This is a genomic window from uncultured Halovibrio sp., from assembly GCF_913056445.1.
GTDB classification, from domain to species: domain Bacteria; phylum Pseudomonadota; class Gammaproteobacteria; order Pseudomonadales; family Oleiphilaceae; genus Halospina; species Halospina utahensis_B.
On the sequence record NZ_CAJXMA010000096.1, the window covers coordinates 1 to 10,810 of the forward strand.

Annotated in this window: 11 protein-coding genes and 1 pseudogene; 3 read left to right on the forward strand and 9 right to left on the reverse strand. The window is 60.5% G+C overall.

The genetic code is table 11. The features are described from left to right. The 5 genes and pseudogenes from QZ501_RS13535 to QZ501_RS13555 all read right to left on the reverse strand — a co-directional run. Positions 1–868 (reverse strand): hypothetical protein (locus tag QZ501_RS13535; RefSeq protein WP_295720233.1); only part of this gene is annotated, 868 nt, incomplete at its 3' end. After that, positions 868–2,085 (reverse strand): site-specific integrase, encoded by a 1,218-nt coding sequence (locus QZ501_RS13540; protein ID WP_295720235.1) that lies wholly within the window; start codon positions 2,083–2,085, stop codon positions 868–870. The genes QZ501_RS13540 and QZ501_RS13535, both read right to left, overlap by 1 nt. A 132-nt stretch (positions 2,086–2,217) precedes the next feature. After that, positions 2,218–2,772: pseudogene (gene thyA, locus QZ501_RS13545) on the reverse strand (thymidylate synthase); the annotation flags it as partial. Further along, positions 2,773–3,570 (reverse strand): prolipoprotein diacylglyceryl transferase, encoded by a 798-nt coding sequence (gene lgt / locus QZ501_RS13550; protein WP_295720236.1) that lies wholly within the window; start codon positions 3,568–3,570, stop codon positions 2,773–2,775. Positions 3,571–3,577: 7 nt separating this feature from the next. Further along, complete coding sequence (locus QZ501_RS13555) at positions 3,578–4,378, reverse strand: sulfite exporter TauE/SafE family protein (RefSeq protein ID WP_160898667.1); 801 nt, start codon at positions 4,376–4,378, stop codon at positions 3,578–3,580. 180 nt (positions 4,379–4,558) lie between these two features. Between QZ501_RS13555 and QZ501_RS13560 the strand changes: the two genes are divergently transcribed. The 3 genes from QZ501_RS13560 (at position 4,559) to dxs (ending at position 7,761) form a co-directional block, all read left to right on the forward strand. After that, positions 4,559–4,828 (forward strand): exodeoxyribonuclease VII small subunit, encoded by a 270-nt coding sequence (locus tag QZ501_RS13560; RefSeq protein WP_151440836.1) that lies wholly within the window; start codon positions 4,559–4,561, stop codon positions 4,826–4,828. Beyond that, complete coding sequence (locus tag QZ501_RS13565) at positions 4,825–5,706, forward strand: polyprenyl synthetase family protein (protein WP_295720240.1); 882 nt, start codon at positions 4,825–4,827, stop codon at positions 5,704–5,706. Before QZ501_RS13560 ends, QZ501_RS13565 begins: the two co-directional genes overlap by 4 nt. A 126-nt stretch (positions 5,707–5,832) precedes the next feature. Then, complete coding sequence (gene dxs, locus QZ501_RS13570; RefSeq protein WP_151440834.1) at positions 5,833–7,761, forward strand: 1-deoxy-D-xylulose-5-phosphate synthase; 1,929 nt, start codon at positions 5,833–5,835, stop codon at positions 7,759–7,761. A 4-nt stretch (positions 7,762–7,765) separates the two neighbouring features. Here dxs and ribA read toward each other — a convergent pair whose 3' ends face one another. The 4 genes from ribA to argJ form a co-directional block, all read right to left on the reverse strand. Next, the gene (gene ribA / locus QZ501_RS13575; RefSeq protein ID WP_151440833.1) at positions 7,766–8,389 is read right to left on the reverse strand and encodes a GTP cyclohydrolase II; all 624 of its coding nucleotides are present in this window, start codon (positions 8,387–8,389) and stop codon (positions 7,766–7,768) included. A 65-nt stretch (positions 8,390–8,454) separates the two neighbouring features. Continuing rightward, on the reverse strand, positions 8,455–8,946 hold the full coding sequence (moaC, locus tag QZ501_RS13580) for a cyclic pyranopterin monophosphate synthase MoaC (protein WP_151440832.1): 492 nt from the start codon (positions 8,944–8,946) through the stop codon (positions 8,455–8,457). Positions 8,947–8,957: 11 nt separating this feature from the next. Further along, a complete protein-coding gene (locus QZ501_RS13585; protein WP_295720243.1) occupies positions 8,958–9,902 on the reverse strand; it encodes a Nudix family hydrolase in 945 nt (314 codons plus the stop codon). A 4-nt stretch (positions 9,903–9,906) separates the two neighbouring features. Then, positions 9,907–10,810: bifunctional glutamate N-acetyltransferase/amino-acid acetyltransferase ArgJ (gene argJ / locus QZ501_RS13590; RefSeq protein ID WP_295720246.1), on the reverse strand; the 904-nt coding region annotated here is incomplete at its 5' end.

Here is a 10,810-nt window from a genome sequence, read left to right on the forward strand (position 1 = left end):
CAAGGTACACTCTGAGTCGGACAGCAAAATATTCACTAAACAATTCATAAGCAGGCTCAAGTCCGTTAAAGCCTTTGTATTTACAGAACTCCACAACCGTTTTATACGTACTCAAAAAGTTTTCTTTCCCGGATCGTGACGCTCGACCTCGTGAGCCGATAGCAAGGAGATAATACACACTATCGAACGGTTGCTTGGAGATCTGCTGTGCTTCATACAGAGTCCCAACCGATTTTGAAGCTTGTATAAAAGAATCTATTTCACTACTAGCATTCTCAGACTGGCCAGATGAATTGACTCTTTGGGAAACGGGGGTATAGGAATAAGGGTCATGAAGTCCAGCTTCATTTAATAACTCTAATACTCGAACCTCAAACGTATCCTTATAAAATTTTTCAAGATAGTCATTGGGTCGAGAGCGAGCCTTACCACCGCTTTTTATGTTGCTGCTAATTTCAAGCTCAGGAAAGGCATTGCATAAACGCCTTAACTGTATCCTGTTTCCAAAAACAGAGACTAAGTTTAGAAGTTCTGGATCTTCTTCTAACCATCTGAGAAGCAATTTAAGCCTGCTAACTTGGTTTAATTGATTGGCAGTTAAATTGGATATAAAAACACCTTCAGAATGCATCAAGTCGTATATTTCCGCTAAATCTGAACTGCATTCTTCATATAGAATATTTTTACCATTCTCTGGCAACCCGAGAGATTTGAGGAACTTTCCAGCGCTTATGATCGGAGATTTAGAGTAGCGGTCAGTAAACTTGACTAAATAAAGCAAATCGGGATTTATTTTTGCTTTCTCAATCCAGTCTCGAACTAGCTCCCGGTATTCAGAGCGCTTTCTTTTTGGTGACGCCTTGCCCATTATTTTTTATCCCCTAGCTTTATCTTCAGTTTAGTCTGCTCTACCACATCCTCCAGTTTCTCTATTTTGGATCTCAAACCTCCAACGCTTGAATCTGCAATCGCATTGTAAATATCCATAGGGATATTGGTATAACGCTCGGTTGTACTTATAAATGTATGTCCCAATGTTTTTTGAACATTAACCAATCTTTCAAGGTAATCTTCACCCAGATTAGGATCTTGCAAGGTGAGGTAGGCCGAACCGTGGCGGAATAGGTGGGCGTGTACTTTTCTGGAAATTGATCCTTTTTTTAGCGCCGAGTCTGATCGACGTTCGATCATTTTACCCAGCGAGTCCTTATTATATGCACTGCCCTCACTGTTTAAGAAGGCGGGACATTGATTCTGGTTGTGGTATTTCGCTTGATGGCGTTTATAGAGGGGGGCCGAATGATACGCAGCAATACGTTTAAGCGTTGGGGTTGTAATCACTGAATATCGTTCTTTGATCGAGTTACCTCTACCTTTAGATCCTCGTATCAAAATTGGGGCATACCCAGGAAAAACAGGAGCGTCGACTTTTTTTGGAGAAATGAACTCCGAGTTGGTAAACCTTATAGCATCGTGAATATCGCCATAAGTGATGCGACTTATTTCGCTGATTCTAACGCCGGAGTCATACATAAACTGTAAAAGTAGGCGCTCTCTTTCATAGGGCGACTCATTCATCAGAGCCACAAGATCGCTTAGACTTGCGCTAGTAACCTGTTTTTTATGGGGTTTTGCGCTTATGAAGGTGCTCGGGAATGGCGTTTCTTCGATAATTGCGTCTGTGTGTTCATTCTTGCTGTAGAAGTCATAAAAGGACCTAAGACAGACTTCCCTGTTTCGTATCGTTTGACGCTCGCGTCCGAATGTCTCTTGCTCCTGGATCACCCAATCTTCTAATGTAGATCGGTTAACATTAAGAAGCATTTCATCAGCTGTTAAGCCAGCGTTTCCCGGCCTAGTGGCAATAAACTCGATAAAATACTGGATGTTGCGAGCGTAAGTTTCAGCAGATGTGTAGGCGAGGTCTTGCAGATCGGTTAGCGTTGATAGCCATTGTGAAGGGTATCGGACCACTTTCCCGTGATCATCAAATATTAGGACGCCTGATACGGCTTTAGGTTCAATCTCGACACCATCAATTTGACTAGCGCAAAGATTTTCCCCTCTGGCGATGAAAATTTTCAAAAGACAGCCCTCGTTCTGCACCCCAGTATAGCCTCTGTTGTGCAAAAATCAAGCGTCCGCTATAAACCGATTTGTTTTAGATTGCGGTTAGCCAGAGGCACCGTGTTGTGCATCTTTCTGCCTGTCCGCTAAAAGGAACAGGTCGGCACTGCGCTGATAGAGCTGGCAGGAAAGCCGTCCGTTCTCTACGAAGAACTGGAACAGGCAATGGCAGGGCGCCAGCGCCATCCGGCCCGCGTGCACGTTCTCCTGCGGGCCCATGGACTCATCCGGAAGCTCCGCTGGGTTCCAGGCCGTCACCAACAGCCGCCGTGACTCGGGTCGGTTGCGGATACCATCCAGCACGTCGCTGATCTGGTCCACAGTGCTGCCATCCGGGCACTGCCAGCTGCGCCATTGCTTGCCGTAGATCGGGCCCAGGTCTCCCTCTTCCGTAGCCCACTCGTTCCAGATCGAGACGTTATGCTGCTGCAGCTCACGGTTGTCGGTTGAGCCGCGCAGGAACCACAGGAGTTCATGAATGATACTGCGCACATGGACCTTCTTGGTGGTCAGCAGGGGAAAGCCCTGCCCCAGGTCAAAACGCAGCTGACGCCCGAACACCGAGCGGGTCCCGACGCCGGTTCGGTCGCCCCGGTCAACGCCGTTATCAATCACATCGCGCATCAGCGCCAGATAGGATTCCATTCAGGCGGACCTCCCCTGTCGATAGGCCAGAAACAGCAGAATGACGCCGGCCACGATCATGGGCGCGGACAGGACCTGCCCCATGGTCATCCAGTCCAGCAGCACAAAGCCCAGATGGGCATCAGGCTCGCGGTAGAACTCGGCCACGGAACGCAGCACCCCATAACCGGCCAGGAAGAGCCCTGAAACCGCCATGCGAGGTCGTGGCCTGGCAGAGAACCACCACAGCACCACGAACAGCAGCACCCCCTCAAGCGCGAACTGGTAAAGCTGCGAGGGATGGCGCGGCAGGGCATCCCCAGCCTGTGGAAACACCATGGCCCAGGGCAGTTCCGGCGATGTGGGGCGCCCCCAGAGTTCACCGTTGATGAAGTTACCAATCCGCCCTAGGCCCAGGCCCACGGGAATCACCGGTGCGATGAAATCCGCGATATTGAAGAAACCGGTGCCGATACGGCGGGCGAACATCAGCATGGCCGCCAGTACACCGATGAGACCACCATGGAAGGACATACCACCTTCCCAGATCTGGATGAGCCAGAGCGGTTCCGCCAGAAAGCGTTCAAAGTGGTAGAACAGCACGTAGCCAAAGCGCCCGCCGAGGATCACACCCAGCGCCATATAGAACAGCAGGTCCCCCAGCTGCTCGGCGTTGACCGGCGAATCCGGGCGGCTGGTACGCAGCCGCGCCAGAGCCCAGCCCCCGACGAAGGCGACCAGGTAGGTCAGCCCGTACCAGTGGATGTCCAGAGGGCCCAGTGAAACAGCGACCGGATCAAATTGCGGATGTACCAGCATGAGACCTTCAACCTGAAATCAGAAACCGCACACCAATCACCACCAGCAGCAGCGCGAACAGGCGCTTGAGCCAGCGCTCATCCAACCGGTGTGCCAACAGCGCCCCAACGCGGGCAAAGGGAACGCTCATCAGTACAATACCCAGCAGCGCCGGCAGGAACACGAACCCGACACTGTACTCCGGAAGTCCCTCACGCCCCCAGCCCACGACCATGTTCGTCAGCGCTCCGGACACCGCAATGGGAAGGCCACAGGCCGCCGATGTGCCCACCGCGTGCTGCATGCGGACCCCGACCCACGTCAGGTACGGCACTGTCAGCGTGCCACCACCGATGCCGACAATCGCGGAAAGCCAGCCGATGCCACCACCCACACCGCCGAGTTCCGCTTTCGCGGGCTGGCGGTCGGATGCCATTGGGGACCAGCCGGTCACCATCTTAGCGGCAACCAGGAGCACGAAGACACCAATGATCCCCTGAAGCATCTCACCGCTGAGAAGCCCGGCCGTTACTGCGCCCAGCGCGGCCCCCAGCAGTATACCCGCAGCCATGGGCCGGAACAGCTCCCAGCGGACGGCGCCCTTGCCGTGGTGGGTTCGGATGGAACTCAGGGAAGTGAACACGACCGTGGCCAGCGAGGTACCGACCGCCAGGTGCGCGGAAATGCTCCCGCTGACACCCTGCCAGCCAAAGGCAAACACCAGCGCGGGGACGATGATGAGCCCGCCGCCGATTCCGAAAAGACCGGCCAGCGTTCCAGCAACGGCGCCCAGTCCCAGATAGAAAGCCAGTGCTTCGAGGATGCCCATCCGATTCCGTTCCGTTCCGTTGTCCAATGAAGGCCGGCATGGTACCAGAGGATGGAAACGGCCGCAGGCCCGGACGCCGCGGTTCCGGATTACGGCCCAGCGCGGGTGACTGGCCCCGAGGGCATGCTACAATCCGGCCGTTCACCCGGTGGTGGCACCGGCAGCAACGGGAGTGGATGCATGAGTGAAAGTGACAGCAGCAACAGTGACAGCGGCAATGCCGCCACCTTCGAGACGAGCATCCAGGAGCTGGAATCCCTGGTTCGCAAGCTCGAACAGGGGGATATGCCACTGGAGGAATCCCTGAAGGCGTTCGAGCGCGGCGTTCAGCTCACCCGCTCATGCCAGCAGTCCCTGCGCGATGCGGAGCAGCGGGTGGAGCAGGTCATCGAGAACAGCCAGGGCGAGCTTGAAACACGTCCCTTCCCGGAGGACAGCTCCGAGGCATGACCGTCGACGCCTTCCTCAACGACACCCGTCAGCGCCTGGAGCTCGCCCTGGAACAGGCGCTTCCGGACCCGGACACCGAGCCCCGCCGCCTTCACCAGGCCATGCGCCACGCGGTCCTCGGTGGCGGCAAACGCCTGCGCCCCGCGCTGGTGCTGGCCGCCTGCCGCTGTGCCGGGGAAAGCAACGATGACTACGCCCTGCCCGCTGCAGTGGCGGTTGAGTTCATCCATGCCTACTCACTGGTACACGATGACCTGCCGGCAATGGATGACGACCACCTCCGCCGCGGGCAGCCCACCTGCCACGTAGCATTCGATGAGGCCACCGCCATCCTCACCGGGGATGCCCTGCAGACGCTTGCCTTCGAGACGCTTTCCGGCACTGACCGGCCGGCGACCACGGTTGTGGCCATGATCCGGGAACTCTCCGCCGCCTCCGGTCACCGGGGCATGGCGGGAGGACAGGCACTGGATCTGGACGCCACCGGCGCCCATCCCTCCATGGACGCCCTTGAGGCGCTGCACCGGCGCAAGACCGGGGCGCTCATCGAAGCCTCACTGGTGCTCGGCGCCCACTGCGCCGGAGGCGATGAACCACTCATCACCTCGCTGCGTGCGTTCGGGCGCAGTATCGGCCTTGCCTTCCAGGTGCAGGATGACATCCTGGATGTGGAAGGCAGCGCCTCTGTAACCGGCAAGCCCCAGGGGTCGGACACGGCTTCGGATAAAGCCACCTACACGACCCTGCTGGGCCTGGAAGGCGCCCGCGGGCGGCTGGATGAACTTCACCGTGATGCCCTGGGTCACCTGGAGCGGGTTTCCGGTGACGCCTCTCTGCTCGCCGCACTGGCCGCGTTCATTATCGAGCGCAACCACTGACGTCCCCCTGTTGTCACTGCCGGAGTGGTGGGCTTATTGTGCCGGGAAACGCGGAACTGATTCTCCGCGCCGATTTCTCTATAATGCGGGATTACCGTCAGGAACCGCCAAGGCAGCAAAGCCCGGATGCAGGACAAGACCGTTTTCAACAGCATACCCACGCAGCGCCCGGAGACGCCCCTGTTGGATCGCGTCAACACGCCGGAACAGCTGCGCACGCTCGGCCGGGACCAGCTGGTACCGCTGGCACGCGAACTGCGGGCATTCCTGCTGTGGTCCGTGGGCCAGTCCGGCGGCCATTTCGGGGCCGGGCTCGGAGTAGTGGAACTGACCCTGGCGCTCCACTACATCTTTGAGACACCAGAGGACCGCCTGGTCTGGGATGTGGGTCACCAGGCCTACCCTCACAAGATCCTGACTGGGCGCCGGGAACAGCTGCGCACCATCCGCAAGAAAGATGGCCTGGCCGCATTTCCCAACCGGGATGAAAGCCCCTACGACCATTTCGGGGTGGGCCATTCCAGCACCTCCATCAGCGCGGCTCTGGGCATGGCCCTGGCCGCCCGCCAGCAGGGGCGCAACCGCAAGGGCATCGCGGTCATGGGCGATGGCGCCATGACCGCCGGCATGGCCTTCGAAGCCCTGACCCATGCCGCGGACGTGCGCGCCAACCTGCTGGTGGTGCTGAACGACAACGAGATGTCCATCTCCCACAACGTGGGCGGACTCTCCAACTACTTCGGACGCCTCCTGGCGAGCCGGACCTACAATCAGGTGCGCGACAGCAGCAAGCGCGCACTGGCCAACACTCCCGGCCTCAAGGCCCTGGTCCGCCGCACCGAGGAGCACTTCAAGGGCATGCTGGCACCAGGCACCCTGTTCGAGGAGATGGGCTTCAACTACATCGGCCCCATCGACGGCCACGACCTGCCGCTGCTGCTGGAAACCCTCGAGACCATCAGCCAGCTCGACGGCCCCCAGTTCCTGCACGTGGTCACCACCAAGGGCAAGGGCTTCGGCCCCGCCGAGTCCGATCCGGTGGGCTACCACGCGATCAACAAGATCGAACCGGCACCGCCCGTCCAGCCAGCGGATGCTCCGAAGAAGCCCAAGTACTCGAACATATTCGGCCAGTGGCTGTGCGACATGGCCGAGCAGGATAACCGGGTAATGGGCATTACCCCGGCCATGCGCGAAGGCTCGGACCTGGTGGCTTTCTCTGAGCGCTTCCCGGAACGCTACTTCGATGTGGCCATCGCCGAGCAGCACGCGGTCACGCTGGCCGCCGGCATGGCCTGTGACGGGGCCAAGCCTGTGGTCGCCATCTACTCCACTTTCCTGCAGCGGGCCTACGACCAGCTGATCCATGACGTCGCCCTGCAGAACCTGGACGTGCTCTTCGCTCTGGACCGCGCCGGTCAGGTGGGCGAGGACGGCCCGACCCACGCCGGTGCCTTCGACCTGACCTACCTGCGCTGCGTGCCCAATATGGTGGTGATGGCGCCCTCGGACGAGAACGAGACACGGCACATGCTCTACACCGGCTGGTCCCACGAAGGCCCGGCCGCCGTGCGCTACCCCAGGGGCACGGGCCCCGGCGCGGCCGTCGATGAGCACATGGAAGCACTGCCACTGGGCCGTGGCGTGGTGCGCCGTGAGGGGACCCGTGTGGCCATACTGGCTTTCGGGGCCATGGTCACCCCCGCGCTTGAAGTGGCGGAATCACTGGATGCCACGGTGGCGGACATGCGCTTTGTGAAGCCACTGGACACGGCGCTGGTTGAAAAGCTGGCCGCCAGTCACGACCTGCTGGTGACCATCGAGGAGAACATGGTGGCCGGCGGTGCCGGCAGTGGCGTCTCGGAACACCTGCATGCCGCCGGGGTTGGCGTGGACCTGCTTCAGCTGGGCCTGCCCGACCGTTTCATCGACCATGGTAAGCCTGCGGAGCAACTGGCGGACGCCGGACTGGATGCAGAGGGCATCCACAGTGCCATCAGCCAGCGCCTTTCCCGGAACAGTGGCGACAGCGGCCTCGCCGTCGCCCAGACCTGATCCCTCACTCCTGTGAGGGCGGCGGATCGTCGTCCTGGTGGGTATGGAACCAGTGCCCCATGCGTGAGCGCTTGGTGTTCAGATAGGACTCATTGTGGGGATTGCGGCCCACCTCCAGCGGCACCCGTTCAACCACGTCCACGCCCAGATCCCGGAGCGAATCCACCTTGACCGGGTTATTGGTCATCAGCCGCAGCTGCTTGATGCCCAGATGTTCGAGCATGTCCAGGCACATACTGTAATCCCGAAGATCCGCAGCGAAGCCAAGGCGCTCATTCGCCTCCACCGTGTCCGCTCCCTCATCCTGCAGCCGGTAGGCCCGGATCTTGTTCAGAAGCCCGATGCCCCGACCTTCCTGGCGCAGGTAGAGCAGCACCCCACGCCCCTCGATGGCGATGCTGCGCAGGGCCTCTTCCAGCTGGTAGCCGCAGTCGCAGCGCATGCTGTAGAGGGCATCACCGGTGAGGCATTCGGAATGGGTGCGCCCCAGCACGGGCCGGCCGTCCGAGACCTCGCCCAGACTGAGCGCCACATGCTCCTGGCCGGTGTCGATTTCCTCAAACCCATGCATATCGAACACACCGAAAGGCGTGGGGAGGCGACAGCTCTCGATGAATCGGACGACCACGGGCGATCCTCTCAGGATGAAAAGAGGCGGCAGTTTAACAGAAGGCGCAGCGCCGCTGAACGGGGTCAGGCCCCGCCTTCCTCCGGTGCTTGCCAGTGACCGGACTGACCGCCCTGTTTTTCCAGCAGCCGGATACCGTCCATGACCATGCCACGGTCCACCGCCTTGCACATGTCATAGAGCGTCAGTGCCGCCACCGATACAGCAGTGAGCGCCTCCATTTCCACGCCGGTTGCGGCGTTGAGGCGACACCGGCTTTCAATGTCGATGCCATCACGATTCTCCCGGGGCGTGAGCCAGACCTTGACCGAACTCAGGTTCAGCGAATGGCACAGGGGAATCAGCTCATGGGTGCGTTTGGCCGCCATGATGCCGGCGATCCGCGCGGTAGCCAGCACATCCCCCTTGGGGTGTTCGCCCGCCAGGATCATGTCCAGGGTTTCCGCCTGCATCCGGATCATGCCCCCCGCTCTCGCCTCGCGCTGGGTCACCGCCTTGTCCCCGACATCGACCATATTGGCCGCCCCGGTTTCGTCCACATGACTGAGACCGCTCATTCATTCCTCCTTCAATGCCACCAGAAGCCGATACCGGCAATTCCACAGCCGCCATGCCGGCGGCTCTGCGCCACATCATCGCCACCAACCCCGCCCAGTGCATAGACCGGAAGATCCAGACCCGTCACCAGCGCCTCGAAACCGTCCCAGCCCAGTGGCGGGCGATCGGGGTGGCTGGCCGTGGGTCTGACCGGCGAGAGAAAGGCATAGTCCGCGCCCAGCCTCTGTGCGTGCTCCAGGCTGGCGCGATCGTGACAGGACACCCCAAGGCGGTACGCCCTGCTGACAGGGCGCTCCATGAGAGCACGTGCCTCCCGCCAGGGCAGGTGCAGACCGTTGGCATCGGGAACCGCCGCGAGACGTTCTTGTGCGCCGTGAAGCACCAGCGCACAGCCCGCGTTTCGGGCCACTGGCACACAGGCGGAAGCCAGCCCCTGATACGCCGCATCATCGAGCTCCGGGCAGCGCAGCAGGCACTGGCTGCCCGCCCAGCCCCGAAGCCGGTCTGCGAGTTCATCCGCCGTCACGCCGGCACCGGTAACCAGCGTGCGTGCCGGCAGCGCCAGCACCTGGATCATGCGGCGGTTGGCGGCGGGAAAGTCACCTGGATCCAGGGTGGCCACATCGAGCCACATCAGCGGCTGGTCTTCCCGACCCTGGGGTTCTCCCGAGAATCCGGTGGCGCGGTAGAGATCCAGCTGGACACGGCGGTCGCCATAGTCGTGGGTCAGGCTCAATTCAAAGCCCAGGCCGCTTTCCGGCACCCGGAGGCCGACCTCCTCATCGAGTTCACGCACAAGCGCTGCCTCAGCGGACTCGCCGGGCTCAACCTTGCCGCCGGGGAACTCCAGAAGGCCGCCCTGATGCTGGTGCGCATGACGCTGTGCCACGAGCACCTGCTCGCGCCCACCCTCATGGCGAGAGACAGCTGCCACAGCAACGTGAACCGTTTTCACACTCTCAGGTCCGGTATTCGGCGTTGATGGTGACGTACTCATGGGAGAAATCGCAGGTCCAGACCCGTTCCAGTGCGCTGCCACGCCCCAGGTCGATGCGGATGGTCAGCTCCTGCTGGTCCATCACGGCCTGGCCGGCCGCCTCGGTGTACTCCGGGGCCCGCCCACCGTGGCGGACGATGCAGACATCATCGAGATGGATTGAGACGCCATCGATGGCGAGGTTCTCGATGCCCGCACGCCCCACGGCCGCAAGTATCCGGCCCCAGTTGGGGTCGGCTGCGTAGAGCGCCGTTTTGACCAGCGGCGACTCGGCCACGGCGAAAGCCACACGGCAGGCCTCATCGGCATCGGCGGCCCCGCCAACCTCCACGGTCACGAACCGGGTCGCGCCTTCCGCATCCCGCACAATGGCATGGGAAAGCTCCAGGAACACGGACGCCAGCGCCTCGCGCAGTTCCGGCACAACCTGTCCCCGGGAATCCACAACCTCGGCGGGGCTCTGACCGGTCGCTGCCAGCAGGCAGGCGTCGTTCGTGGAGGTGTCACCGTCAATGGTGATGCGGTTGAAGCTGGCGTCCGCCAGCTCACGCACCAGCGGCCTGAGTACGTCCGCCGGAATCGCGGCGTCCGTGGTAACGAAGGCGAGCATGGTGGCCATGTTGGGGCGGATCATACCGGCACCCTTGCTGATGCCGGAGATATGCACTGGATTACCGCCAATCATCACCCGGCGGGTTGCCCCCTTGGGCAGCGTGTCCGTGGTCATGATGGCAGGTGCCGCTTTCGCCCAGCCGTTGGGGTCCAGGTCCGTCACCGCATTCGGGATGGCCTCCAGCATGCGCGCCAACGGCAGTGGTTCGCCGATTACGCCGGTTGAGAACGGCAGGACCTGCTCCGCGCCGACC

Coding starts and splice junctions, on each gene's coding strand:
- lgt (WP_295720236.1), bottom strand. CDS start 3,570: ATGCTGGTACATCCGCAATTTGATCCGGTCGCTGTTTCACTGGGCCCT.
- QZ501_RS13555 (WP_160898667.1), bottom strand. CDS start 4,378: ATGGGCATCCTCGAAGCACTGGCTTTCTATCTGGGACTGGGCGCCGTT.
- QZ501_RS13560 (WP_151440836.1), top strand. CDS start 4,559: ATGAGTGAAAGTGACAGCAGCAACAGTGACAGCGGCAATGCCGCCACC.
- QZ501_RS13565 (WP_295720240.1), top strand. CDS start 4,825: ATGACCGTCGACGCCTTCCTCAACGACACCCGTCAGCGCCTGGAGCTC.
- dxs (WP_151440834.1), top strand. CDS start 5,833: ATGCAGGACAAGACCGTTTTCAACAGCATACCCACGCAGCGCCCGGAG.
- moaC (WP_151440832.1), bottom strand. CDS start 8,946: ATGAGCGGTCTCAGTCATGTGGACGAAACCGGGGCGGCCAATATGGTC.